This window comes from Bradyrhizobium sp. 21, assembly GCF_023073335.1.
Taxonomy (GTDB): Bacteria; Pseudomonadota; Alphaproteobacteria; order Rhizobiales; family Xanthobacteraceae; genus Bradyrhizobium.
The window spans coordinates 63,810-87,100 of sequence record NZ_JADPJG010000002.1 but is presented as its reverse complement, the minus strand read 5'-3'; the positions used below and the strand labels follow the sequence as shown (position 1 = coordinate 87,100).

At 63.7% G+C, this 23,291-nt stretch carries 23 protein-coding genes and 1 pseudogene; 13 read left to right on the top strand and 11 right to left on the bottom strand.

Annotation, left to right across the window (positions count from 1 at the left end; genetic code table 11):
• Positions 1-40: 40 nt before the first annotated feature.
• A complete protein-coding gene (locus IVB31_RS00395) occupies positions 41-1,039 on the bottom strand; it encodes a TRAP transporter substrate-binding protein (protein ID WP_247317277.1) in 999 nt (332 codons plus the stop codon).
• A 377-nt stretch (positions 1,040-1,416) separates the two neighbouring features.
• Positions 1,417-1,650 carry a hypothetical protein gene (locus tag IVB31_RS00390; protein ID WP_247317275.1) on the bottom strand — a complete coding sequence of 78 codons (234 nt, stop codon included), beginning with the start codon at positions 1,648-1,650 and terminating at the stop codon, positions 1,417-1,419.
• A gap of 138 nt (positions 1,651-1,788) precedes the next feature.
• Between IVB31_RS00390 and IVB31_RS00385 the strand changes: the two genes are divergently transcribed.
• The 3 genes from IVB31_RS00385 to IVB31_RS00375 all read left to right on the top strand — a co-directional run bounded on the left by IVB31_RS00385 (position 1,789) and on the right by IVB31_RS00375 (position 5,088).
• Positions 1,789-2,133: a DUF1236 domain-containing protein gene (locus IVB31_RS00385; protein WP_247317273.1), complete on the top strand. Its 345-nt coding sequence runs from the start codon at positions 1,789-1,791 to the stop codon at positions 2,131-2,133.
• Positions 2,134-2,477: 344 nt separating this feature from the next.
• Positions 2,478-3,935: a sensor histidine kinase gene (locus tag IVB31_RS00380; protein WP_247319316.1), complete on the top strand. Its 1,458-nt coding sequence runs from the start codon at positions 2,478-2,480 to the stop codon at positions 3,933-3,935.
• Between the two features lie 16 nt (positions 3,936-3,951).
• Positions 3,952-5,088 (top strand): mandelate racemase/muconate lactonizing enzyme family protein, encoded by a 1,137-nt coding sequence (locus IVB31_RS00375; protein WP_247317270.1) that lies wholly within the window; start codon positions 3,952-3,954, stop codon positions 5,086-5,088.
• On the opposite strand, the gene IVB31_RS00370 is transcribed toward IVB31_RS00375, so the two are convergent.
• Positions 5,085-5,816, bottom strand: coding sequence for a cytochrome c biogenesis protein CcdA (locus IVB31_RS00370; RefSeq protein WP_247317268.1), 732 nt, complete (start codon positions 5,814-5,816; stop codon positions 5,085-5,087). The two genes, IVB31_RS00375 and IVB31_RS00370, sit on opposite strands and share 4 nt — an antisense overlap.
• A 206-nt stretch (positions 5,817-6,022) precedes the next feature.
• Positions 6,023-6,289, bottom strand: coding sequence for a hypothetical protein (locus IVB31_RS00365; protein ID WP_247317267.1), 267 nt, complete (start codon positions 6,287-6,289; stop codon positions 6,023-6,025).
• Positions 6,290-6,771: 482 nt separating this feature from the next.
• On the opposite strand from IVB31_RS00365, the gene IVB31_RS00360 reads away from it, so the two are divergent.
• The 5 genes from IVB31_RS00360 (at position 6,772) to IVB31_RS00340 (ending at position 11,275) form a co-directional block, all read left to right on the top strand.
• Complete coding sequence (locus IVB31_RS00360; RefSeq protein ID WP_247317266.1) at positions 6,772-7,818, top strand: LysR family transcriptional regulator; 1,047 nt, start codon at positions 6,772-6,774, stop codon at positions 7,816-7,818.
• A 29-nt stretch (positions 7,819-7,847) separates the two neighbouring features.
• The gene (locus IVB31_RS00355) at positions 7,848-8,219 is read left to right on the top strand and encodes a helix-turn-helix transcriptional regulator (protein ID WP_247317264.1); all 372 of its coding nucleotides are present in this window, start codon (positions 7,848-7,850) and stop codon (positions 8,217-8,219) included.
• 340 nt (positions 8,220-8,559) lie between these two features.
• A complete protein-coding gene (locus IVB31_RS00350) occupies positions 8,560-9,909 on the top strand; it encodes a L,D-transpeptidase family protein (protein ID WP_247317262.1) in 1,350 nt (449 codons plus the stop codon).
• A gap of 118 nt (positions 9,910-10,027) precedes the next feature.
• The gene (locus IVB31_RS00345; protein WP_247317260.1) at positions 10,028-10,849 is read left to right on the top strand and encodes an enoyl-CoA hydratase; all 822 of its coding nucleotides are present in this window, start codon (positions 10,028-10,030) and stop codon (positions 10,847-10,849) included.
• 144 nt (positions 10,850-10,993) lie between these two features.
• Positions 10,994-11,275: a hypothetical protein gene (locus IVB31_RS00340; RefSeq protein ID WP_247317258.1), complete on the top strand. Its 282-nt coding sequence runs from the start codon at positions 10,994-10,996 to the stop codon at positions 11,273-11,275.
• Between the two features lie 115 nt (positions 11,276-11,390).
• Here IVB31_RS00340 and IVB31_RS00335 read toward each other — a convergent pair whose 3' ends face one another.
• Complete coding sequence (locus tag IVB31_RS00335; RefSeq protein WP_247317256.1) at positions 11,391-12,290, bottom strand: LysR family transcriptional regulator; 900 nt, start codon at positions 12,288-12,290, stop codon at positions 11,391-11,393.
• A 120-nt stretch (positions 12,291-12,410) separates the two neighbouring features.
• On the opposite strand from IVB31_RS00335, the gene IVB31_RS00330 reads away from it, so the two are divergent.
• Together IVB31_RS00330 and IVB31_RS00325 are read left to right on the top strand one after the other, a co-directional pair.
• Entirely contained in the window at positions 12,411-12,704 is a 294-nt protein-coding gene (locus IVB31_RS00330) for a DUF1330 domain-containing protein (RefSeq protein WP_247317254.1), read from the top strand.
• 56 nt (positions 12,705-12,760) lie between these two features.
• On the top strand, positions 12,761-13,078 hold the full coding sequence (locus tag IVB31_RS00325; RefSeq protein WP_247317252.1) for an antibiotic biosynthesis monooxygenase: 318 nt from the start codon (positions 12,761-12,763) through the stop codon (positions 13,076-13,078).
• Positions 13,079-13,221: 143 nt separating this feature from the next.
• On the opposite strand, the gene IVB31_RS00320 is transcribed toward IVB31_RS00325, so the two are convergent.
• The 3 genes from IVB31_RS00320 to IVB31_RS00310 form a co-directional block, all read right to left on the bottom strand.
• Positions 13,222-14,301 carry an isocitrate/isopropylmalate dehydrogenase family protein gene (locus tag IVB31_RS00320; RefSeq protein ID WP_247317250.1) on the bottom strand — a complete coding sequence of 360 codons (1,080 nt, stop codon included), beginning with the start codon at positions 14,299-14,301 and terminating at the stop codon, positions 13,222-13,224.
• 133 nt (positions 14,302-14,434) lie between these two features.
• Positions 14,435-15,502 carry an alcohol dehydrogenase gene (locus IVB31_RS00315; protein ID WP_247317248.1) on the bottom strand — a complete coding sequence of 356 codons (1,068 nt, stop codon included), beginning with the start codon at positions 15,500-15,502 and terminating at the stop codon, positions 14,435-14,437.
• Between the two features lie 80 nt (positions 15,503-15,582).
• The gene (locus tag IVB31_RS00310; RefSeq protein WP_247317246.1) at positions 15,583-16,779 is read right to left on the bottom strand and encodes a CoA transferase; all 1,197 of its coding nucleotides are present in this window, start codon (positions 16,777-16,779) and stop codon (positions 15,583-15,585) included.
• Between the two features lie 206 nt (positions 16,780-16,985).
• Between IVB31_RS00310 and glgA the strand changes: the two genes are divergently transcribed.
• Positions 16,986-18,401 (top strand): glycogen synthase GlgA, encoded by a 1,416-nt coding sequence (gene glgA / locus IVB31_RS00305; protein WP_247317244.1) that lies wholly within the window; start codon positions 16,986-16,988, stop codon positions 18,399-18,401.
• A gap of 122 nt (positions 18,402-18,523) precedes the next feature.
• Here glgA and IVB31_RS00300 read toward each other — a convergent pair.
• Positions 18,524-19,470 (bottom strand): annotated as a pseudogene (locus IVB31_RS00300) (oxygenase MpaB family protein).
• 93 nt (positions 19,471-19,563) lie between these two features.
• Entirely contained in the window at positions 19,564-20,700 is a 1,137-nt protein-coding gene (locus IVB31_RS00295; RefSeq protein ID WP_247317240.1) for a patatin-like phospholipase family protein, read from the bottom strand.
• 201 nt (positions 20,701-20,901) lie between these two features.
• Between IVB31_RS00295 and IVB31_RS00290 the strand changes: the two genes are divergently transcribed.
• Positions 20,902-21,789 carry a LysR family transcriptional regulator gene (locus tag IVB31_RS00290; protein ID WP_247317237.1) on the top strand — a complete coding sequence of 296 codons (888 nt, stop codon included), beginning with the start codon at positions 20,902-20,904 and terminating at the stop codon, positions 21,787-21,789.
• Positions 21,790-21,807: 18 nt separating this feature from the next.
• Here the strand turns inward: IVB31_RS00290 and IVB31_RS00285 are convergent, their stop codons facing one another.
• Positions 21,808-22,524: a peroxiredoxin-like family protein gene (locus IVB31_RS00285; protein ID WP_247317234.1), complete on the bottom strand. Its 717-nt coding sequence runs from the start codon at positions 22,522-22,524 to the stop codon at positions 21,808-21,810.
• A 261-nt stretch (positions 22,525-22,785) separates the two neighbouring features.
• Here IVB31_RS00285 and IVB31_RS00280 point away from each other — a divergent pair, with 261 nt between their 5' ends.
• Positions 22,786-23,268 carry a cupin gene (locus IVB31_RS00280; RefSeq protein ID WP_247317231.1) on the top strand — a complete coding sequence of 161 codons (483 nt, stop codon included), beginning with the start codon at positions 22,786-22,788 and terminating at the stop codon, positions 23,266-23,268.
• Positions 23,269-23,291: the final 23 nt, after the last annotated feature.

The following is a 23,291-nucleotide window of genomic DNA, read 5'->3' as shown; positions in this document are numbered from 1 at the left end:
GGCTTGCCCCGACTTCCTGTCGCGTGGACAGCGACCATTCTCAGGCGACGTTGATCTTCTCGAAGATGCCCTCGGCGCCGATTTCCTTGGCGTAGGTCGCCATCACGGGATCGGCGAGCTTCTTCATGGCGTCACGTTCCTCGAACGGAACGCGCTTGAGCTTGCCGGCCTTTTCCAGCGTGTCGAGCTTGATGACCTCCTCGCTCGACTCCAGTTGCCGGCCGTAATCGCCGGCTTCCTTGCCGGCCTTCATGATCGCGTCCTGCAACTCCTTGGGCAACGTCTTCAGCGTCTTCACCGAGAAGCAGATCGGCCGGATCGACACGGCGTGCTGGGTCAGGTTGAGATGCGGGGCCACTTCGTAGAACTTCATCGCCTCGACGCCGGCCGCCTCGTTCTCGCCGGCCGATATCACGCCGTTCTGGATCGCGTTGTAGATTTCGTTATAGGCGATCACCGTCGGGCTCATGCCGACGGCCGCAAAGGTCTTCGACCAGATCGGGGCGCCCTGCACGCGAACCTTGAGGCCCTTGAGATCGGCGAGATTCTTGAGCGGCTTGTTGGCGAAAATGTTGCGGATGCCGCCGCCGGAATAGCCGATCAGAACGACTTCGGCCTTGGCCGCGACTTCGTCGGCGATCGGCGCCAGGATATTGGCTTCAACGACCTTGTTCATATGCTCGATGCCCTTGAAGACGAAAGGCGCGTCGATGAATGGGGCCGCCTTGGCAAAGGTCGACATGTGAGCCGGCGAGACGATGCCGTAATCGACGGCTTTGCCCTGCGACATGTACTCGAAATACTGTTTTTCGAGGCCGAGCGAGGAGTTCCTGTGCAGCGTGAAGTTGACGGGCTTGCCGTAATACTTCTTCACCAGCTCTTCGAACCGGAGCAATGCCCGGTTGAAAGCGTGCTCGTCGTTGAACTGGACCGCGCCATTCAGCGTGATCGGCGCCTGCGCCCGGAGGATCGAGGGCATGCCAATCGCAGCCGCCGCGGTGGTCGCACCGATCCCAGCGAGAAATGACCGTCGCCTCATCGTCTCCCCTCCCTTTGATGCTCCGGCCCTGTAGCCGGGCCGTGAGCGCAGCCGTTATGCGGCTTGCGAGAGGGAAGCGTATGAAAAACGTCGGCGGGACGGAAGTCATTTCGCGTGCGCTGGAGGTACTCTTCGTCGCAGGACCAGCCCTGCAGGTCCTGTTGCACTGCAACTCGCATTCCTGCTGGCGCGCGGCAGGCCGCAGGGGCGGCCCTCGCAGGAGACGGAGGACGTGCGGACCTGTGCGCTGCACGCACGGGCCCGCACGCGTTTCAAGACAGGCCTAGTGCATATGGCCGATCAGATAGATGCCGCCGCCGATCACCAGCACGGCCGGCACAGCCCACAAAATCAGAACGGGCATTGTGTCATCCTCCTCAGTTGGACGTGCAGACCTTGACGGTCTTCATGCCGCTTTCAGCCTCGGTGCGCGACTTGTAGACCGTGCCCGACGGGCTGACGACGGTCATCGACGTGTCCATCGGCTTCTTGTCGACGATCGTGCACTTCTTGGTCTTGACGTCCTGCACGACATAGAACTCGTCGGCCGCGAACGCCGGCAGGGAAAATGCAGTAATCATCAACGCCGCAGTCGCAAGCTTCATCTTCATGGTCTTCCTCCTCCTGTTGCCGGGCATTCAGTCCGGTCGATTCGTAAACGGGAAAAAGTAGCAATTTGTTCCCAACTTCGGGGAACAGCGCCTGCGGTGGGGATGTTGGTGCAGCGCTTATTCTGTGAGGAGAACGATATGAAGAAGCTGTTCCTGCTATCCGCCGCGGCCATCCTGATTTCGACCGGCGCTTTCGCGCAATCCACCGTGGTCACCACCACCGGAACCGGTCACGCGGCGGCGGTTCAGATCGAACCGCAATACCGAACCAGGATCCAATCCTACGTCACCGAGCGCCGCGTTCGCCCGGTTACGACGAAGGAAAAAATCATCGTCGGCGCGACGGTGCCAAGCGACGTGGAGCTCGAGGCGGTTCCGACCGATTGGGGTCCCTCGCTCACCAAATATCGCTATGTCTATTCCGGCGATCGCGTGATGCTGGTGGATCCCGGCTCGCGCACCGTCGTTCAGGAAATCGACTGATCAAAGTCGCGCGGGCGGTCGCCTTGGAGGCGGCTGCCCTCCCGGAGTTCACCCCATGACATCGCATCGAGAAGCCAAGATCGCTGGGCTCAGCCTGGCGGCCGTCTACGCCATGTGCCTGCTGCTGACCGCCATCAGCATGAGCTGACGCGCAGGCGTCACGGCTGCGCTGCAACATCTGTCTCTGGACGGCGCGCGCGATGCGAAAATCATGGCGCAGCGCAAATCTCGCCCGTATGGTCTCCCCCGAAATCAATTTCGGCGCCGCTGCGCTGGAACCGGGACGCCCGCGTTTGTCAAAGCTCACCCTACCGGTCCGGCTCGCTCTTCTGGTCACGGGGACGATGTTGCCGCTGATCGTCTTCGCGGTCGGCATCGCCATCTACAATTACAAGCAGGACCGAAACGACGCGACCCGCCGGGTGCTGGAGAACGTGCGCAGCATGCGCCTGGTGCTGGATTCCGAGGTGCAGCGGATGACCGGCGGCTTGCAGGTCCTCGCGCTGACGAATTCGCTGCGCGACGACGACTTCGAGAACTTCCGCCGCATCGCGCTCGGTTTCGTCGACCAGTACGGCAAGGGCGGCCTCGTGCTGGTCTCCGATCGCAGCGGTCGGCTGTTGTTTTCTTCCGCCACGGAGAACACCGCGAGCCTGCAGCCGCGCGGTCATATCGAGATCATCGAAAAGGTATTTGCGACGAGGTCGCCGCAATATTCCGACCTGTTCACCGGCGCGATCAATCAGCGCCAGATTCTCACTGTCGAGGTCCCGATATTCCGGGATGGCGAGGTCGTCTATGACCTCTGCTTCAGCCCGCCGATCAGCATTTTTCAAGAGCTGGTCGAGAAGCAGCGGCCTGACCCGCAGTGGACGGTGTCCCTTCTGGACGCCAAGGGAACCGTGTTCGCGCGCGTGCCGAACCTCAGTGAAACATTCGGCAAGCGCGCTTCGCCCTCGCTTTACGCCGAGCTGTTCCGCAGCGACGAAGCGTCGATCCCGACCGTATCGCTCGACGGTGTCGCCCTGGCCTCCGCCTATACCCGTTCGCACCTGACGCGCTGGACCGTCGCCACCGGCGTTGCCGAGAGCTCGCTGATCGCGCCGCTCTGGCGCAACATCGCCATCACCAGCCTGATCGGCGGCATCCTGCTGCTGACCGGCCTGACCTTCGCGGTGCGGATGGCGACCACGATCGCACGCGGCGAGATGCTGCACGATCTCCTGATCGACGAGCTCAACCATCGCGTCAAGAACACGCTGGCCTTGATGCAGGCGATCGCGGTGCAGACCTTCCGCAGCGCCAGCCGCGACGAGCGGATTAAATTCGAAGGCCGGCTCGGCGCGCTCGCCGAAGCGCATAATTTGCTGAGTCAGGAAAAATGGGCGGGCTCGGAACTCAGGGACGTGATCGCTCGCGCGCTTCAGCCGTTCCTGCTGAATAATCCCGAGCGTATCCGCATGGCCGGTCCCGCCGTGCCGCTGTCGCCACGGCTCGCCGTGGTGCTGTCGATGATCGTGCACGAGATCGCGACCAACGCCGCGAAATACGGCGCGCTGTCCAACGAGACCGGCCGGGTAACGCTGGAGTGGGAGGTCGTCACCGACACGTCGAAGCCGCGGCTGCGCCTGATCTGGACGGAGAACGGCGGACCGGCGGTGACGGCGCCAGTTCAACGCGGTTTCGGCTCGCGCCTGATCGAGCGCAGCGCGCGCGACCAGCTTGGCGGCGAGGCAACGGTCGACTTCCTGCCGCGCGGTGTCGTCTGCACGGTGACTTGCGCGCTCGACGAGGCACGGTGAGCGGGAGACAGCGGCGATGAAGATCACCAATGTGCGCACGCACATTCTCGAAGCAAAACTCTCGCAGCCCTTCGCCTATTCACGGGCCTGGTACGACACGCGCACCGCGATGCTGGTCGAGATCGAGACCGATAACGAACTTGTCGGCTGGGGTGAATGCTACGGCCCGGCGCGGATGACGGCCGCAGTGGTGCAAACTATCGCGCCGTGGCTGATCGGCGAGGATCCGCTACGCACCGACGTACTGTGGCAGACGATCTACGCACGCTGGCGCGATCACGGCCAGAAGGGCGTCGTGATCCAGGGGCTGAGCGGCATCGACATTGCGTTATGGGACATCAAGGGCAAGCATTTTGGCGTGCCCGCGCACCAGCTTCTCGGCGGCGCGGCGCGCAAGGAGGTGCAGGCCTATGCGACGGGCCTGTACCGGCGCAAATCAGGCGATCCGCTCAAATATTTGCCGGAAGAAGCGGCCGGCTATGCCGCCGAGGGATTTCGCGCCGTGAAGCTGAAAGTCGGCTTTGGGGTCGCGGAGGATGCCGCGGTCACCCGCGAGGTCCGCGAGGCGATCGGCCCCGACGTCACGCTGATGGTCGACGCGAACCACGCCTATGACGCGGTCGCCGCGATCCGGCTCGGCCGCATGATCGAGCGCCATGACATCGGATGGTTCGAGGAGCCAGTGCCGCCCGAGGACGTCGCGGGCTATCGCGCGGTGAAATCCGCACTCACCATTCCGATTGCCGGCGGCGAGTGCGAATTCACGCGCTTCGGTTTTCGCGACCTGTTCGCCGCGCATGCGCTCGACATCGCCCAACCCGACACCTGCGCGGCCGGCGGCCTGACCGAGTGCAAGAAGATCGCCGACATGAGCGAGGCGTTCGGCATCCGCTACAATCCGCATGTCTGGGGCACCGGGATTGCGATCGCGGCCTCGCTCCAGCTCCTCGCGGTGCTGCCCTCGCACACGCCGACCTCGCTGTCATCGATCGAGCCGATGCTCGAATTCGACCGCACGGAGCATCCGATGCGGCAGGCGATTTTGAAGGAGCCGATCGAGCATGAGAGCGGTATCGTGCGGGTACCCGAGGGGCCGGGACTTGGAATCGAGATCGATCGCGGGGCGTTGGCGCGGTTCGCGGTGAGCGCCTAACCGATCGTCTGCAACGCCGGAAATGTCTCCAGCAGCCAGATGCTCACATTCGAGACCGCGCCGGTGAGAAAGCCGATGCCGGTGATCACCATCAAGACGCCCATGGCGCGCTCGACATTGACGAGGTGCCCCTTCATGCGCGCGAACAGTTTTGAGAACTGCTCGATCATCAGGGCCGCGATCAGGAAGGGAATGCCGAGGCCCGCGGAATAGACCGCGAGCAGGCCGGCGCCCTTCGTCACCGTCGCTTCGGCCGCGGCGACCGAAAGGATCGCGGCGAGGATCGGGCCGATACAGGGCGTCCAGCCGAAGGCGAAGGCGAGCCCCATCACATAGGCGCCCCAGAGGCCGACGGGCTTGGGCGCCGTCAGGCGACCCTCGCGCATCAACAGGCCGATGCGCGTCAGCCCCAGGAAGTGCAGGCCCATGACGATGATGACGATGCCGGCGAGGATCGACAGCTCGGCCGACCAGGCACGGATCAGCCCGCCGATCAGCGAGGCGCTGGCCCCGAGCGCCACGAACACCGTGGAGAAGCCGAGCACGAACAGCACCGCCGCCATCATGATCGCACGCTTGGAGGCCGAGGCCGGCTCGTCGCTCTCGACGTGCTCGATCGTGGCGCCCGTCAGATAGATCAGATAGGGCGGAACCAGCGGCAGGACGCAAGGGGAGAGGAAACTGACGAGGCCGGCAATCAGCGCCGCCGGGATCGAAACATTTTGCATGATGCAGTCATAGCCATCTCAGACGCCGGCGCGGCGCACGGGGACTGCGCGCGGCCCGGAACCAAACCGGCTCTGGTGTAGCCGATGGCTGAGAATGCGCAACAGAGGCGCACAAAACCAGGGCTCCTCCCGATGCCGTCTGCAATCACAGATGCGGCATCGGGACGCGCACGAATCTCGCCAAAAAGCGAGACTCGGCGGCGCGGCTACTTCACCACGCGGAGCAGCGGACGCCGGGGCTGGTCCTGCGTCTGCTTGGAAGGGGGCGGCGGTTCACTTGCGGCGCTCCGCAGCATTTCGTCGCACAGTGCCTTGAGATCGGCACCGTCAATTCCTTTGAGTTTCATCCGTACGTCGAGGATGACAATGGACAGCAGCTCGGCCGACTCCTGGCCGTTGCTCTCATTGAGGATCCTGCGGCACTCTTCAAGCGTTTCCAGCACCGACTGCAACTGTTCGTCTGAATGCGACACCGGCGTTCTTTCCGTTAATTCGGCCTGTGAGATGTGTTTGCGACGATCCCCGCGGCCCCCATGGAGTACCGACGATAGCACGAGGTCATTGCGCCCCTGAATATGATTTCAGTGTGTTTCTGCGTTGAAACTGCGGTTCCGGCGAACATCGGGTCGCTGCGCCGCCGGCTTTCGTGGAGACGCCCAGTCGTAGAACGACTGGTGTGTTGCAATTGATCCATCCCGGAGGGCGGCGCCGGCTCTCGCGCAAGGACGGTCATTGCCGACATCCCCGACAATCCCGCAGCCACGTCACGGCTCGCAACGGAACTCACGCCACACCCCTCATTCAGGCGATGGTCTGCCTGATCCCCAGCCCTTGGCAGCACTTGGATACCACCTGCGACACAGTAAGGATGACGTTCAAAACTCGTCGTTCCCCAACCCGCCGTGGTTGTGGTTTGCGCCAGATTCTGCCAGTTTAGCGACCCGAAGGGACTTGTATGCACTCCTTGGCGGAAAGGGGCGTTCCACTGGAGGAACGCCCAAAGATCAACATCAGCGGCCTCTCGGACTGGGATGCGGCGCGCATTTTCCTGGAAGTCGTCCGACGCGGAAGTTTCCGCTCGGCGGCCGAGCGCCTGTCGCTGTCGATCAACGCCGTCCGCCGCCGAATCGACGATTTCGAACGCCAGACCGGCACCACCCTGTTTACCCGCGACGTCCACGGCACGCATCTGACCGACGAAGGCGCATTGGTGGTCTCCGCCGTCGAGCGTATGGAGGCGGCTGCCTTCGACGTGTTGCGAGCCAGCGATTCGACGGCCAGTGCCCTGTCCGGCGAGGTTCGCGTCGCCGTGACCGAGGGCCTGGGCACGTTCTGGCTCGCGCCGCGATTGGTCGAATTCCAGCAGGCCTATCCGAAGATCCTGGTCGATCTGCATTGCGCGATGCGATCGGCCGACGTCTCCCGCCACGAGGCCGATGTCGCGATCCATCTGTCGCGCCCCTCCGCGCTCGACGTCAAGCTGGTGCGGCTCGGGCGCATGCATCTGATGTTCTGGGCTTCGGAGAAATACCTCGAGAAATACGGCACGCCGCGCTCGGCCCACGAATTGATCAAGCACCGCCTGGTGCTGCAATTCGCCGACCAGCTCGCCGCCAAGGAAACTTTTGAGAGCTTCTTCCCGGGCGTTCCGGAACGTGACCTGCTGGTCATGAAGACCAACGTCTCAAGCGCCAACTACTGGGCGGTCGCGAATGGCGCCGGAATTGGCGTATTCCCGAGCTACGCCATTGCGCTTGGCGGGAAGCTGATTCCACTGGAGGTCGAGCTGAACAGACCGCTGGATATCTGGTTGTCCTACCATCCCGGTAGCGGCCGGATACCGAGAGTGCGGCACATGATTGACTGGCTGATCGAAGCTTTCAATCCAGCGCGATTCCCGTGGTTTAAGGAAGAATTCGTGCACCCGCATGAATTCAAGGACGAGTATATGGGCGAACCCCTGACCCACCTCTTCGGGGGGTTTTCAACCGAAGACCGATGAGAAAAAAGATGAAGACAGCGGCGAAAAGAATGAAGCAGCGCAGTGCCGGCAAGCCGGACATTGAGCTGGGCAAGCGAATCCGTCTGCGGCGCGTCGAGATGAAGATCTCGCAGGCCGAGCTCGGCGATAAGCTCGGCGTTAGCTTCCAGCAGGTCCAGAAATACGAGAAGGGCGTCAATCGCGTCGGCGCGGCTCGGCTTCAGCAGATCGCCACCTCCCTCGACGTGCCCGTGACTTTCTTCTATGACGGTGACAACAAGGCGCGCGAAGTCGAGAGCCTGCTGTTCCTTGACTCGGCCTTCAGCCTCCGCCTGCTGCGCGCCTACAGCAAGATCAAGGACCAGACGGTGCAGCGTCAGCTCGTCTCGCTGATGGAATCGATCGCAGCGAACGAGGCCTGAGCCGACCGGCGTTCGCGCCTTTCCGGCCAATGTTCAATCCGCCGCGTCACGGGGGCGCGGCCGGATTGGACGAGACCCGGATGAGACATATTCGGGCTCGCGCGCGTGCGCGCGGTCTTTCTCGGGGCGGCATGACCGCCCCTTTTTGTTGACGTTTTTGCCGCCGCGGCCCGCGATTTTCGCGAACCCATTCCGAGCCTGTCGCGACCCAATCCAGAGACCGCGCGTCCGACGCGAGGGGCTCACGATGCGCCGTACTTAAGGGAGCCGCAACCGGGAGGCGCTAGCCTCCCGCCGATTTCTCGAATCAGCACGATGACCGAAGGGGAAGATGGGACACATGTCGAAACGCCATGCGATGATCATTGCCGTCGGCATGCTCGCGAGCGCCTCTGCGCTTGCACAGACCGAGACCATCGGACAGGCCGGGCCCAAGCCGGCGCCCGCGGCAGGCGCGGTGCCTGCCACCGCCAATCCAGCCCACGCGGCCGCACCGAAAACAGCCATGCCGGCGTCCGCTTCGACGGCAGACAGCCGCTCGGCCGCTGCGCTCGCGCTGACGCACGAGCCGACCTATGACGAAGGTTCCGCCCAGCGTATCAAGGACGCTGCCCTAAGCTATTCCGACCTCGCAGTCCGCGGCGGCTGGCCGACGATCCCGGCGGATGCCAAATTCGCGGTCGGCGTTCAGGGCGCCAACGACGATTTGCTGCGCAAGCGGCTGATCGTCTCCGGAGATCTCGCGACCGACAAGGCCAGCGGCGCCTTCGACCAGGATCTCGCCGACGCCGTGAAACGCTTCCAGGCCCGCCACGGCCTCGCGCCGACCGGAACGTTGACGCCGCGCACGATCGCGGCGATGAACGTGCCGGTGCAGAAGCGCATACGGCAGCTCGAGGCTTCGCTCCAGCGGCTCGAGAACATGACTTTCGGCTTCGGCCAGCGTTACGTCGTCGTCAACATCCCCGCCGCCTTCGCCGAGGCCGTCGAGAACGACGTCGTGGTGCGGCGCTATCGCGTGATCGTCGGCAAGACCGAAAAGCCCTCGCCGACGCTGACCGCCCAGATCAGCAGCGTGGTCCTCAATCCGACCTGGACGGTGCCCTCCTCGATCGCCAAGACCGAGATCTCCGCGCATATGCGCAAGGATCCCACCTATTTGTCGCGCATGCACATGGATGTCCTCGACGCCCACGACAATCCGATCGATCCGCACTCGGTCGACTGGTCCGGCACGCACACGCCGAATTTCACCGTGCGCCAACAAAACGGCACGTTCAACGCGCTCGGCGCGGTGAAGATCGACATGCCGAACCCATATTCCGTCTACATGCACGATACCAACCAGCGCAATCTGTTCAGCGACGACTACCGCTTCGATTCCCACGGCTGCTCGCGCGTCGACAATGTGCGCGATCTCGCCGCCTGGCTCTTGAAGGACCAGCCGAAATGGAGCCGCGCCGCGATCGACTCGGACATCGCCACCGGCCAGCATCTCGAGATTGCCATGGCCAAGAAAGTGCCGGTGGCCTGGATCTATCTCACGGCCTGGATGACCAAGGACCAGACGGTCCAGTTCCGCAACGACGTCTATAACCAGGACGAGCAGCTGCTGGAGGCGACCGCCGAAGAGGCGGCGTTCTTCAGCAATGCCGGCAGCCACCCGCTGACCGCGCATATGATGCAGTAAGCGCGACTGCGCCATGCAATCACGGCACAGGCGGGTGGCGAGCCCTCCGCCTTGCCGCGGTTGACCCCGGCGCCGCGTCCGCCGCACATTGCGCCCGCCACAGAAAAGCGGGTGCGCGATGCCAGAAATTTCCGATACGACCGAAACCTCCTACGCCGACGGCAAGATCCTCCAGCACACAGCCGACGGCGTCGGCGTGATCACCTTCAACAATCCCGACAAGCGCAACGCGATGTCGCTGGAGATGTGGGAAGGATTTGGCGAGGCGCTGACGGCCTTGCGCGACGACGATGCGGTCCGCGTCGTGATCCTGCGCGGCGCCGGCGGCAAGGCCTTCGTGTCGGGCGCCGACATCAGCCAGTTCGAGAAGACGCGCCACAACGCGGCGGCATCGGAGGAATACGGCAAGCGGAGCGCCGCGCAGCGGGCGCTGCTCGCCGCCTATCCCAAGCCGACGATCGCCTGCATCGACGGCTTCTGTCTCGGCGGCGGCATGCAGGTGGCGATGCTCGCCGACATCCGCCTCGCCGCGCAAGGCAGCCAGTTCGGCATTCCCGCGGCAAGACTCGGCATCGCCTATGGCTATGACGGCTTGAAGCACCTGGTGTCACTGGTCGGCCCGTCCTGGGCGCGGCTCCTGATGTACACGGGCATGCGGATCGATTCCGCCGAGGCGCTGCGCATCGGTCTGGTCGAGCGCGTCTTCCCGGTCGACCAGCTCTGGGGCGAGACCATGACAATCGCCGAGACGATCTCGCAAAACGCTCCGCTCGCGATCAAGGCCGCCAAGCTCACCATCGCGCAGGTGCTGAAGGACGAAAGCGGGCGCGACATGGATGCGATCAAGGCCATCGGCACCGCCTGCATGGACTCGGCGGATTTTCGCGAAGGCCGGCAGGCCTTCATGGAGAAGCGCAAGCCGCTGTTCCAGGGGCGGTGATTCCGTTATTGCGACGACGCGAAGCAACGACGGCAGGCAACGTGAACATGCATTCAGGAAGATTAAATTCCCACGCCCCTGCAACACCATAGCAACCAGCTGATTTGCTGGAAGTTCTCTCGCCATCAAATGAGGGAGATTGCGATGAAACTTAAATTTGCTGTTCTTGGTCTGGCTGCCCTGGGCGCCGCCGCGCTCGCATCAGGACAGGCACTCGCGGCAATGTCGAACGGCATTCCGCAGGCCGACCGTATCGCGAGCGGCCCGGCAGCCGAAGTCGATCAGGTGCGCTGGGTCTGCAACCCCTGGGGTCGCTGCTTCTGGCGTCCGAACTATTATGGCGCCTACGGCTATTACGGCGGTCCGCGACGCTTCTACGGCCCGCGTCCGTGGGGCTGGGGCCACCGCCACTGGCATCGCTGGTGAACTGCAAGGGGCCGGTGGCAAGGCGCTCGTGTCGGCGCCGACATCAGCCAGTTCGACAAGGCACGCCATAACACGGCGCTTCCGAGGAATTTGGCAAACGCAGCGCCGTCCAGTCTCATAGGGCCGTGGCTGTCGTCGCGGCCCTGTGACTCGCCAACCGGGACTTCTGCAAGATCTCCTTCAAGGCCTGAATGTTTGCGGAGCCCGCTCCCCTGCGCCAGATGAGCACAGTCCACGCCCGATTCTCCGTTCGTCCCAACGGGTGGACGCTCAACAGCCTTCTGTCCGGAAAAGTGGTCAGAACGCTTTTGGGGATCAGGGCAACACCCATGCCCGCAACGACGCAGCCCAGCATTGCGTGATACGACGCCAGCTCGATCATGCGCTCCGGCATTTCGTTTCGCCTTGCGTACCAGTCTTCAAGCCGCTTGCGATGCGGGCATCCGTGTTCGAAGACGATGATGGTACCTGGTAGGTTGCTGCCCCTCTTGACGATCGGCGGATGATCGACAGCCGCAATAATCACCAACTCCTCCGCGAAGGCGGGCGCCTTCTCAAACGGCTCATCGGCGATGGGTTCGGCAACGAGCGCTGCGTCGAGATCGCCGGCGAGAATGGCGCTCGCGAGAACCTGCGGATTGCCGGTGCGAAGCTCCAGAACGACCCCCGGATGTCGCCGGTGGTATTCGCTGAGCAGTCCCGGCAACCTGACAGCCGCCGTGCTTTCCATCGCCCCGAGGCGGAACGTACCGCGGGGCTTTGCGTCTTGCAGGGCATCGCGTGCTTCATCCGCAAGCGCGAGCAAGCGGTTGGCGTAGCCAAACAGCACTTGCCCCTGGGGCGCCAGATGAAGACGCTTACCCTCTCGAATAAAGAGGGCGACACCGAGATCCTCCTCCAACTGCCGGATACGGGTTGTGACATTGGACTGAACGCGGTGCAGCCGCTCGGCCGCGCGGGTCACGCCGCCTTCGCGCACGACAGCAACGAATATCCGCAGATCCGACAGGTCCATATATCTCTCAGTGTGATCAATTAGATCATAATTATTCATTATAAGTGATTACGCGCCTCAGGTAAAGATCACGGCACGGACGATGGCTTCCGCCATCCGGCAAACACAACGGAGAATGACGTGCCGAAGGCTTATTGGATTGTACGCGTCTCGGTTCGCGATGAGCAAAACTACCCCGAGTACCTTGCTGCGGCTAACCTGGCGTTCAAGAAATTCGGTGCAAAATTCATCGTGCGTGGCGGAGCGTTCGAAAGAATGGAAGGAGAAGCCCGCGAGCGGAACGTCGTGGTCGAGTTCAAGGATCGCTCGACGGCTGCTGCCTGCTACGCAAGTGCCGAATATCAGAGCGCGCGGATGATTCGCCAAAAGTATGCGGACGCCGATTTCATCATCATTGACGGCACTGCCGACTAAGGCGACTGCCGCCGCAAAGGCACCAACACAGTTCGTTCCACACAGGAGCTCGTCTGATGATCGTCACCGTATTTCGCACTCGAATGAATCCCGGCGTGCAGGATGAATATGGGCCAATGGCAAAACGCATGAGCGAACTCGCGCGAACGATACCTGGTTACATCTCGCACAAGGGTTTCGTTGCGGACGATGGGGAACGAGTGACGATCGTCGAGTTCGAGACCGAGGAAGCGCTTCATCAGTGGCGGATTGATCCCGAGCACGGCAAGGCAAAGCGGCGCGGGGTCGAGGCGTTTTTCAGCGAATTCAAGTTCCAGATTTGCAGCGTCATTCGGGAGCGAATGTGGACTGTAAAGGCAACCCGCTGCGTTTGAACTGGCCATCGATCAAAGGGCAGCTAAGTCGCTCGGAGTAGGAGCCTCGAAAGCGGCGCGTAGGTCTGGAGCGGAGGCGTTCTGGCGCTATGTAGGCTGATGGGTATATCGGTTGCTTGCCCATCGCGTCGAGATCGGCGAGCCTACAGCGCCGCGAGCACCGCCTTCGTGATGTCGGCTGTGCCGTTGCTGCCGCCAAACTCCATCGGCTTGAGGCCGTCGGCATAGACCTTGTCCACCGCACGCTCGATTTGCTCGCCGGCTTCGGCCGCGCCCTCGACGCCGTGCTTGTCGGCGAGCCAGTCCAGCATCAGCGCGGTCGACAGGATCATGCCGGTGGGATTGGCCTTGCCCTGCCCCATGATGTCGGGGGCGGTGCCGTGGCAGGGCTGGAACACGGCGTATTTGTCGCCGATGTCGGCCGATGGCGCCATGCCAAGACCGCCGATCAGGCTCGCGGTAATGTCGGAGACGATGTCGCCGAACATGTTTTCCATCACCATCACGTCGAAATCCCAGGGACGCTTGACGAGCATCGCCGAGCAGGCATCGACATAGAGCCGGTCGGTCTTCACCTCAGGATGGCGCTTCTCGATTTCGTCAAAAATGCCGCGGAAGAACGCAAAGGCCTTGAACACGTTCGCCTTGTCGACGCAGGTCAGCATCCCCGGCTTGCCGCGCGCCTTGCGCCGCTCGGCCAGGCGAAACGAGAATTCGAACAGTCGCTCGGAGGTCCTGCGCGTGATCACCAGGGTCTCGCGCGCGTCTTCATGGGTGACGACGCCCTTGCCCATCGACGCGAACAGGCCTTCGGTGGATTCCCTGATCACGACGAGATCGATGCCGCGCTGGTCGGCGCCGACGATCGGGCTGGGCACGCCCGGAATCAGCCGCGCCGGGCGCACGCCGGCATAGAGATCGAAAATGAAGCGCAGCTCGATCTGCGGCGCGATCTCGGTGTTGTCGGGGTAGCGCACCGACGGCAGGCCGCAGGCGCCAAGCAGGATCGCGTCCGCTTCCTCGCAGAGCTTGATGGTGGAATCCGGCATCGACTTGCCGGTCGCCAGATAATTGTTGGCGCCGGCCGGTGACTCGGAAAAGCGGAATCTCAAGCCGGATTTCGTCTCGATCTTGCGCAGGACCTCTATGGCCGGCGCCATGACTTCGGGACCGATGCCGTCACCGGCGAGCACGGCGATGTGGAAGGCGTTGTTTGCGGACATGGGGTTTCCGAATGAAGGAGAGAGAAGCTCGTCATTGCGAGGAGCTCTTGCGACGAAGCAATCCAGAACTGCATCCGCGGGGGCAGTCTGGATTGCGTCGCTTCGCTCGCAATGACGAAGGATAGAGCAACGACTACGGCGTCAGTACCGTTCGCCCGACCACGGCGCCCTGCTGCAATTGCACCAGCGCATCATTGGCCTTGGCGAGCGGCGCCTTCGTCACCGGGATCGGCGCGATGTTCTTCGTTCGCACGAGATCGAGCAATTCCTGCGTCTCGCACAGATTGCCGACATAGCTGCCCTGGATCGTCACCGCCTTGATCGGGATCAGCGGCAGCGCCCAGGTCGCGCCGCCACCGAACAAGCCGACGATGACGAGCTTGCCGCCCTTGGTCAGGCAGTCGAAGCCGAGCTGCGTCGTCGCGGCGTTGCCAACGAGATCGAGGACGGCGCGGATCGGCCCGCCCGCCTTCTTGGCGAGCTGCTCCAGCGCATCCGGCGCCTTGGGATCGACGGTCGCGAGCGCGCCGGCCTTTTCCGCGGCTTCGCGCTTCCTGGCGTCGATGTCGACCATGATCGCGCCCTTGCCGCCCATGGCCTTCAACAGCGACAGCGCCATCAGGCCGAGCCCCCCGGCGCCGAACATCACGATCGGCGTGTCGAAATGCTGCTCGACCTTCTTCAGCGCACTATAGGTGGTGACGCCCGAGCAGGCATAGGGGGCGGCCGACGCGGGATCGAGTCCTTTCAGGTTGAGCAGATAGCGCGGATGCGGCACCAGCATGTGGTCGGAATAGCCGCCGTCGCAATAGACGCCCAGCGAGCGCGGCGTCAGGCACATGTTCTCGTCTCCACCAAGACAGGTCGCGCATTTGCCGCAACCGATCCAGGGGTATACCAGGCCGACATCGCCGAGCTTGAGATCGCCCTGGTCGGTCGGCTTCACGTCGGGACCGAACGCAAGGATCTCGCCGACGGTCTCGTGCCCCATCGTCAGCGGCAAATTGATGCCGCGATCCTTCAGCGACAGCGGCTTGCGGCCATGGCCGAGATCGTAGCCGCCTTCCCAGATGTGGAGATCGCTATGGCAGACACCGGCCGCCTTCACCTTGATCAGCACCTGCGTGCCTGACGGCTGCGGCGTGGCCTCGTCGAACTCCTGCAGCGGCGCCTTGAAATCGGCGACCTTGAAACTCTTCATCGGCGTCCTCCCGCATGCTTCTTGTTGTCGCTGCCACCATGCCACGGGCCGGGGGACGAGACAAATTCGGACCTGTCTAGTCAGCCCTGCACGCCTGTTTTGCCTGACGGAATTGGCGCTCCGTCGGTGAGGCCGATCTCCCTGCGCAGTTCGCCCGTGTGTTCGCCGAGCACAGCCATCGTCCGGCCCGGCCTGGTGTCGGCGCCCGACATCCGGAACGGCAAATTGAGGACCTGGAACGCGCCGCCTTCGTCCTCCACGGACGAGAGCGCCTGCCGGTGCGCGATCTGAGGATCCCGCAGCGCCTCAGTCACGGTGCGGTAGGCCGAGGCCGGCACGCCGGCTGTGCCGAGTGCAACGAGGCAGGCGTCGGTCGTGAGCTGCCGCGACCAATCTTCGACGCCGTCCATCAGGTCCGCCCAATTGTCGCGGCGCGCGGCATAGGCCGAGAAGCGTGCGTCAGTGATCCATTCGGGGCGGCCGATCACCCCCATCAACCCCTGAAACGTCTTCTCGCTCGCAACCGTGATCATGACATAGCCGTTGGCGGTCTCGGTCGGGCCGAACATCGGACGCGGCGGCGGCTTCACCGCGAATTGCGAGCTCTGCAATTCGATCACCGTCAAGCTCAGCATCGACTCCAGCATGGAGACGTCGATGTGCTGGCCGAGCCCGGTGGCCGTGCGCTGATACAGCGCGGACGCAATCGCGCCAAACCCGTAAGTGCCGGTGACGACGTCGGCATGGTAGATGCCGCAATAGTCGGGACGGTGGCGGCCGGGCTGGTAGGCGAGATGCGCCATGTCGTAGCCGGAGGCGGCATGGATCACGGGCGCATAGGCCGGCAGCTCCGCGGACGGACCGCTCTGGCCGTAGCCCGAGATCGAGCAATAGATGAGCCGGGGATTGACCGGACGCAGACTGTCGTAGTCGAGCCGCAGCCGGCGCATCACGCCGGGGCGGAAGTTCTCGACCAGGATGTCGGCGCTCGCGACCAGCCGTCGCACCGCCTCCTTGCCGTCCTCGGATTTGAGGTCGAGCACGACGCTTTTCTTGCCGACATTGAGCTGGCCGAACACGGTGCTGCAGCCCTTGCGCAGCGGCGGCCGGGTCCGCATCGTCTCGCCGCCGTCGGTCTCGATCTTGATGACCTCGGCGCCCATGTCGGCAAGCATCCGGGCGCAGTGGGGACCGGCGATGGTGGTCGAAAAATCCAGGACCCTGAGGCCGGCGAAGGCCTTTGTCGTCGTCCCCTCATGCTTATCTGATAGCTGCATGCCTGCTTGCGTCCTTGTCCAGTCCTTGGGGTCACTTAGGAACTATCGAAGTTCCCTGTTGTTGGTACTTCGACCCTAAGGGGCGGCGGCTGCGTAGGAAAGTGTTTACCGAACGGACGCGTCTCGTAGGCGGGCTTGGAAATTTCAGGGCAACTGGACCCGTTCTTGCATAGCAGCAAACGGGCTCGAGCAGGGGGCGACTGTTCTTGAGGGTCTTGTTTGTCACGACTGAGATGGACGACTTTGTCCGCGTTGGCGGACTTGGTGCCGTTTCTGCGGCCCTTCCGAGAGCCCTTCGTCCCTTCGCCGATATCCGGATCATGCTGCCCGGTTATCGCGATATCATCAAGCAACTCACGCATATTCAGATCGTCGGCCGCTGCCCGGCATTCGCGGAGATGCCCGCCTGCTCGCTCGGCCGGGCCGCGACCAAGGACGGCCTGCCGGTTTATGTGCTGTTGTGCTCGCAGCTCTACGACCGGCCCGGCAATCCCTACGGTGACGAGTCCGGGCGCGATTGGCCGGACAACGACATCCGCTTCGCGCGCTTTGCCTCGGCGGCCGCTGAGCTTGCCATGGGCAAGCTGGACAAGAATTGGGCAGCAGACCTCGTCCATGCCAATGACTGGCAGGCCTCGCTCGTGCCGGCTTACCTTGCCTGGCGCGGAGCCAAGCTGCCGTCGATCCTGACTATCCATAATCTCGCCTATCAGGGACTTTTCCCAAGGGAGTCGTTGCGACGGATCGGCGCACCGGAAAGCTCATTCCACATCGATGGGGTCGAGTTCTACGACCAGCTCTCCTTCCTCAAGGCGGGGCTGGTCTATGCCTCCCACCTCACCACCGTCAGTGGCACCTATGCGCGCGAGATCACCACCACCGAGTACGGCTGCGGCATGGAAGGCCTGCTCCGCCTGCGCTCCGACGCGTCCGAGCTCACCGGCATCCTCAACGGCATCGACGAGAGCTGGGACCCGCGCTCCTGCGCGCAGCTAGCCCAGCAGTTCGGCGCCGGCGACTGGGTCGGCAAGAAGGCCAATGCGGACTATGTGCGCAAGCAGTTCGGGCTTGCGGTGTCGCGCGGCCCGATGTTCGGCATCGTCGCGCGTCTGGTGCACCAGAAGGGTATCGACCTCGTGCTGGCGGCGGCCGACGAGATCGTCGATGCCGGCGGGCAGATCGTGGTCACCGGATCCGGCGAGCCAGCGCTCGAGCAGGCCCTGATCGACGCGCATCGTCGCCGCCCCGACGCCATCGGCGTCACCATCGGCTTCAACGATGCCCAGGCGAGGCGCATCTTCGCGGGCAGTGATTTCACCCTGATGCCCTCGCGCTTCGAGCCCTGCGGGCTCAGCCAGATGTACGCCCAGCGCTTCGGCTCGCTGCCGATCGGCCACCAGACCGGCGGCCTCGCCGAGACCATCACCGACGGCGAGACCGGCTTCCTGTTCTCAAAACCCTCGCACGAATCCTTCCTCGGCGGCGTCCGCCGGGCCTTCGAGGCGTTCATGGCGCAGGACCAGCTCGACACCATGCGCCGCAGCGCGATGGGGCGGTCGTTCTCGTGGAGCATCTCGGCCGGCAGCTACAACGCGCTGTACCGGAAGCTAGCGTCGGTGTGAGCGCCATTCCGTCATTGCGAGCGCAGCGAAGCAATCCAGAATCGTTTCCGAGGAAGCAGTCTGGATTGCTTCGTCGCAAGCGCTCCTCGCAATGACGGTGGTTGTGGCAGCGGCGGAGGGACTCAACTCTTGCGCTGGTCCATCTGCGGCCGCCCGATCCAGGCCCTATTGAGGCACCGGGTCATCCAGTCGGGCTCGGTCCTGCCATTCAGCCGCGCCTGCGCTTCCTGGTAAGGACCGACATAGCGCAGCCGGTCGGGCAATTTCGGATAGACGCGCCTGATCCATTTCAGCGCATTGAAGGCGGATCTGGTGTCGCGCTCGTCGCGCTCAAACCCGAATCCCGCGCGCAAAGGCTCCGGCAACAAGCTCGCCGTGAGCGCACGATACCATCGCGGTGGTCGCAACCACGGACGCGCGCCGCTGAAAATCTGTCTCGCAATCTCGCGCGCGGCCGGACTGACGGTCAGCGTGTCCGACTGCGCCATTGCTTTGGTGTAGGCCGCGAAGCCCGCCCAGTCCGCCGGCAAATCATCCGCCGCCAACCCGAACAACGCACCAAAAGTCCGGCTCTCGGTCCAGTAGCGCTCGCGCTCCTCGGCCGAGAGCGGCGACAGCACCAAATCGTGCGCCATCAGCGCGGACTCGACCAGTGTCGCGTGAACCCAGCGCAGCGACGGGATGTCGTTGGCACAGTAGCGCGAGCCCGCCGCGAACGGACCGACCGTCTCGGGCATCGCGCCGACAATCATGCTGTGGCCCGGTGAAGTTGCCGCGACGACAATAGCGCCCGGTCGAGCGAGCCGAATACCATGGCAAAGACGATGTCGAAGGTGCGATGGAAGCGGCCAATCGGATCGGCGAACGTCTTGGAGTGCTCGGCGATGGCGGCCGCGACCCAGGGATGCGCCAGTTGCAGCAGCAGCGCGCGGCCGGCACCGAGGAAGATGACGGCCTCCCGGTCGATCTGCCAGGTGATCGTGTCAGGGCCGAACACGCCGGCCACCGGTCCCGCTGCATTGGCGCGGACCTGATCGAGCGTTACCTCCAGATCTTTCTCAGCGACCAATTGCAAGCCTCGCGACGAAGACGCGGCGACAATAGCCCAGACCGCGCCAGTGTGAAAATTATCACCGCGCAAAACAACAGCGGACCAAGGCCCTCACTCCGCCGCAATCGGCAGCACGTCCGTATGCTCGTGCAGCACCACGCCCGCGAGCGGATCGAACTCGCCAACCCACGGCTTTCGCTCGAGCACCGACCTCGTGTGAGCATAGCCAGCATCCCAGCGCCGCATGATGCCGGACGGGCTGAAGTCGATGTCCTTGGTGTGGGTCTCGTGGTCAAGCTGCGGTGCCAGCAGCCGCACCACATGCATGCGGGTCGCACAGCCGTAGCTCATCAACTCCATCACCGCGGGATCGCTGCGTTCGCTCTCCGGCAGTCGCGCGGCAAGCTGGTTGATGACGTGACGCAGGCGGTGGGCCTGCTGCTGGCGCACGATCTGGCTCGCGATCCGGCTGGAATACTGCACATCCTTGTGGCGGTTCAGAACCTCCGCGATCGTTGTCGGCTCGGCACCCGCGGGATTCCACAGATGCACTGAGAAAATCAGCGAATCCCTGCGTGGATAGTCGTCGAAAACGGCTTCCGTCGGCGTGTTCGACAAGATACCGCCGTCCCAATAGAGCTCGCCGTCGATGCGCATCGCCGGGAAGGCCGGCGGCAATGCGCCCGAGGCCATCACATGCTTCACCGTCAGTTCGCCGTCGCGGCTGTCGAAATAGCGCATTTCGCTGGTGCCGACATGGGCCGCACCGACCGTCAGGCGCGGCGCGCAGCGATTGGCCAGATCGAAATCGACGAGCTCGCGCAGCGTCGTCTCGAGCGGCTTGGTCGAATAGAAGCCGGCGTGATCGGCGCCGAGCGGAAAGGTATCGCCTGCATGCGCCAGCGGATTGGGCCGGAAGAAGCCGGGAATGCCATTGGTAACGGTCGACCAATAAGCGAGCCTCTCGCTGAAGTCGGGAAAAGCGCCGCCCAAAGTCCAGACCGGTTTCTGCTCCATCCGCTTCCAGAATTCCTTCAGGCGCGCGAGCCGGTGCTCCGGTGCGTTGCCGGCGATCAGACTCGCATTGATGGCGCCGATCGAGGTGCCGATGACCCAGTCCGGCTCGATGCCTGCCTCGTGCAGCGCCTGGTAGACACCCGCCTGATAGGAGCCGAGCGCACCACCGCCTTGCAGCACCAGCACGACCTGACCTGGGATATCCGCACCTTTGCCCTTCATGCCGCTCATGGTCCGCTCCTGGTGAGCCCGTCCCGGTCGAATATTCGTCGGACGCGGCGGTCTTGTTACGCGCTATCGTTTTAGAAGATCGTGGGACCCTTTGGAATGCCGGTTGGCTTTCGAATTCATGCCCGCGCGCTATCGCGGGCGGGATGTCATTCCCCGTCCCGATCGGCTAGATTTCCGGTCGATCTTGCCGGGGAGCCATCCATGGAAATGCACCAGGTCCGCTATTTCCTCGCGGTGGCGCAGCTCTTGAATTTCACGCGGGCCGCCGAGGAGTGCAACGTCACGCAGCCCTCGCTGACCCGCGCGATCAAGCAGCTCGAGGCCGAGCTCGGCGGCGATCTGTTTCGCCGCGAACGGCCCGCGGCGCAACTGACCGAGCTTGGCCAGCGTATGCATCCGCTGCTGAAGCAGTGTTTTGACGCCGCCATCGGCGCACGCTCGCTCGCGTCCTCGTTCCGAAGCGGGGAGATCGGAGCGCTCCGTATCGCACTGACGCATTCGATCGACCTGTCGCTGCTCATTCCGCATCTCAACCAGATCAGGCGGCAGTTCAACCGGCTCGAATTCCGCTTCCTGCGCGGGACGAGCCGCGAGGTCGGTGAATTCCTGAAGAAGGGCGAGGCCGAACTCGGCATCGCTGCCGAGATCGACGAGGCCTGGGATCGGCTCGACGTCTGGCCGCTGTTCACAGAGAGCTTCGAGCTCGTCGTCAGCGAGGAACACCGGCTGGCCGGCCGCAGCAGCATCGAATTGGACGATTTGCGCGCGGAGCCGCTGCTGAGCCGGGCATTCTGCGAGCATTCCGGCCGTATCTCTGCGAGCCTGCGCGAGCACGGTATCGATGTCGGCCATGGCCACGAAGTTTGGAACGAGCACGACCTGATCGAACTGGTCGAGACCGACATCGGCGTCGCCATGGTGCCGCACACCTCGCCCGTGCCGGAGACCTTGACGCGCGCCGCGGTCGCCGGGTTGGACGCCCGTCGCACCGTCAGCCTTTACGGGGTGGCCGGCCGGCAGCGCACGGCGGTAGCCAATGCCGTGATGCGCATGCTGCGCGGTGCGGATTGGCGGGAGATTGCGGGGTAGCGCTTGCTGCTTACCCTCTTAAGACCCCCTGCTCGCGCCTTCCAGCGCCTCAAGCAGATCATCGACGTCCATGCGCTTGCGGAAGTCCGGATCAACGAAGCGGGCTTTCACGAAACCGTCGCGCCCGACGACGAACACGGCCGGGATCGGCAGCATCCAGCCATCATTACCGTGGAATTTCGTCATGTCCTGGTAGGACAACAGGCTCTGGATGTCAGCGCCGAGCCAGATCGCGAGATTGAGTGACAGCGCATAGCCATTGTCGAGATCGGTCAGGATCGGAAAGGGCGCCCCCGCATCCGCCTTGAGCTGTCTTGTATACTCCTGCGTCTCCGGCATGATCGCAACGATCTGCGCGCCCATGGCTTCGATGCGGTCCAGCGCCTGGACCACGGCGCGGACATTGAGCCGGCAATAGGGGCACCAATGGCCGCGGAAGAACATCACGGCGACCGGGCCGCTCTCCAGCAGAGAGGACAGGGTGACGAGACGCCCACCCTCGTCGGGCAGCATGAACGGCGGCATCGCGTCCCCAGGTCGCGGCGCGGTCTCGCCGCCGCCGTTCCCGCCCAATCGCGCCACCAGGCGGTCGACGGCCTCGCCATAGGCCGGGAAGACCTCGCGGCTGGCATCGGCATAGGCGCGGAGTTGCTCGTTCAGCGTGCCTTCCATGTCGCGGCAGCGCTGGAAGGCAAGCCTGAGCTGTTCGGCGTCGGCTGGCGAGAGAGACGTCATCTTCTGCTCCGGCATTCCTGGGGCGGATATTAGTTTCCCGGCTCGGCCGCCCGCAAGGGGCGACCGCGATGCCATCGGACGCCGGAGGGCCCTGAAGCGGAAATGCCGATGCACAATCGGTTCGATAGCCGCCGCGTATCAACATAGCGCGGGGCTATCGCATCGAAAGCAAGCCGGCATTTCAAGATAGGCGCCGTCTCGACGAAGCTCCTGCCATAGCCGGCGACCAGCGAGGTCACGGTCAACACAGGAGACCTCCCCATGTCTACGAGCCACGCTTTGTCGCGCCTCATTTGGCCGGGCCTTGCCATTTTCAGCGCGCTGACAGTCTCGGCGCAGTCAGTCTCCGCCGGCGAATGCCCGGCTGACAAGATCAAGCCGAACGCGCAGCAGATGGTCGACTATAAGCCGGTCGGCGTCACCGACGTCACGCTCGGCGCCATCGACCTTGGCAAGCAGCCGGCACACATCGAGGGCCGCGAGCTGCGCTTCCGCAAATTGACCATCGAGCCCGGCGGCATCGTGCCCTGGCACAGCCATGACGACCGCCCTGCCCTGATCTTCGTGCAGCAGGGCGAGATCGTCGAACACGCCTCCAACTGCGTCGATCCGATCGTGCACAAGGCCGGCGACATCCGCCCCGAAGTGTTCGGCACCTCGCACTGGTGGAAGAACCTCGGCAAGGAGACCGTCATTCTCTATGTCGGCGACGTCCGCAGGGACCCGCACGACCACAACATGTAACGAGCACTTGATGCTCTCGTCAT

What these genes read in the sequence shown, in the direction of transcription:
- IVB31_RS00375 (WP_247317270.1), top strand. Translation starts at nt 3,952, where the DNA reads ATGAAGATCACCAATGTGCGCACGCACATTCTCGAAGCAAAACTCTCG.
- IVB31_RS00280 (WP_247317231.1), top strand. Translation starts at nt 22,786, where the DNA reads ATGTCTACGAGCCACGCTTTGTCGCGCCTCATTTGGCCGGGCCTTGCC.
- IVB31_RS00370 (WP_247317268.1), bottom strand. Translation starts at nt 5,816, where the DNA reads ATGCAAAATGTTTCGATCCCGGCGGCGCTGATTGCCGGCCTCGTCAGT.
- IVB31_RS00390 (WP_247317275.1), bottom strand. Translation starts at nt 1,650, where the DNA reads ATGAAGATGAAGCTTGCGACTGCGGCGTTGATGATTACTGCATTTTCC.
- IVB31_RS00285 (WP_247317234.1), bottom strand. Translation starts at nt 22,524, where the DNA reads ATGACGTCTCTCTCGCCAGCCGACGCCGAACAGCTCAGGCTTGCCTTC.
- IVB31_RS00335 (WP_247317256.1), bottom strand. Translation starts at nt 12,290, where the DNA reads ATGGACCTGTCGGATCTGCGGATATTCGTTGCTGTCGTGCGCGAAGGC.
- IVB31_RS00310 (WP_247317246.1), bottom strand. Translation starts at nt 16,779, where the DNA reads ATGCAGCTATCAGATAAGCATGAGGGGACGACGACAAAGGCCTTCGCC.
- IVB31_RS00395 (WP_247317277.1), bottom strand. Translation starts at nt 1,039, where the DNA reads ATGAGGCGACGGTCATTTCTCGCTGGGATCGGTGCGACCACCGCGGCG.
- IVB31_RS00360 (WP_247317266.1), top strand. Translation starts at nt 6,772, where the DNA reads ATGCACTCCTTGGCGGAAAGGGGCGTTCCACTGGAGGAACGCCCAAAG.
- IVB31_RS00325 (WP_247317252.1), top strand. Translation starts at nt 12,761, where the DNA reads ATGATCGTCACCGTATTTCGCACTCGAATGAATCCCGGCGTGCAGGAT.
- IVB31_RS00355 (WP_247317264.1), top strand. Translation starts at nt 7,848, where the DNA reads ATGAAGCAGCGCAGTGCCGGCAAGCCGGACATTGAGCTGGGCAAGCGA.
- IVB31_RS00350 (WP_247317262.1), top strand. Translation starts at nt 8,560, where the DNA reads ATGTCGAAACGCCATGCGATGATCATTGCCGTCGGCATGCTCGCGAGC.
- IVB31_RS00345 (WP_247317260.1), top strand. Translation starts at nt 10,028, where the DNA reads ATGCCAGAAATTTCCGATACGACCGAAACCTCCTACGCCGACGGCAAG.
- IVB31_RS00315 (WP_247317248.1), bottom strand. Translation starts at nt 15,502, where the DNA reads ATGAAGAGTTTCAAGGTCGCCGATTTCAAGGCGCCGCTGCAGGAGTTC.
- IVB31_RS00340 (WP_247317258.1), top strand. Translation starts at nt 10,994, where the DNA reads ATGAAACTTAAATTTGCTGTTCTTGGTCTGGCTGCCCTGGGCGCCGCC.
- IVB31_RS00290 (WP_247317237.1), top strand. Translation starts at nt 20,902, where the DNA reads ATGGAAATGCACCAGGTCCGCTATTTCCTCGCGGTGGCGCAGCTCTTG.
- IVB31_RS00380 (WP_247319316.1), top strand. Translation starts at nt 2,478, where the DNA reads ATGTTGCCGCTGATCGTCTTCGCGGTCGGCATCGCCATCTACAATTAC.
- IVB31_RS00320 (WP_247317250.1), bottom strand. Translation starts at nt 14,301, where the DNA reads ATGTCCGCAAACAACGCCTTCCACATCGCCGTGCTCGCCGGTGACGGC.
- IVB31_RS00295 (WP_247317240.1), bottom strand. Translation starts at nt 20,700, where the DNA reads ATGAGCGGCATGAAGGGCAAAGGTGCGGATATCCCAGGTCAGGTCGTG.
- IVB31_RS00385 (WP_247317273.1), top strand. Translation starts at nt 1,789, where the DNA reads ATGAAGAAGCTGTTCCTGCTATCCGCCGCGGCCATCCTGATTTCGACC.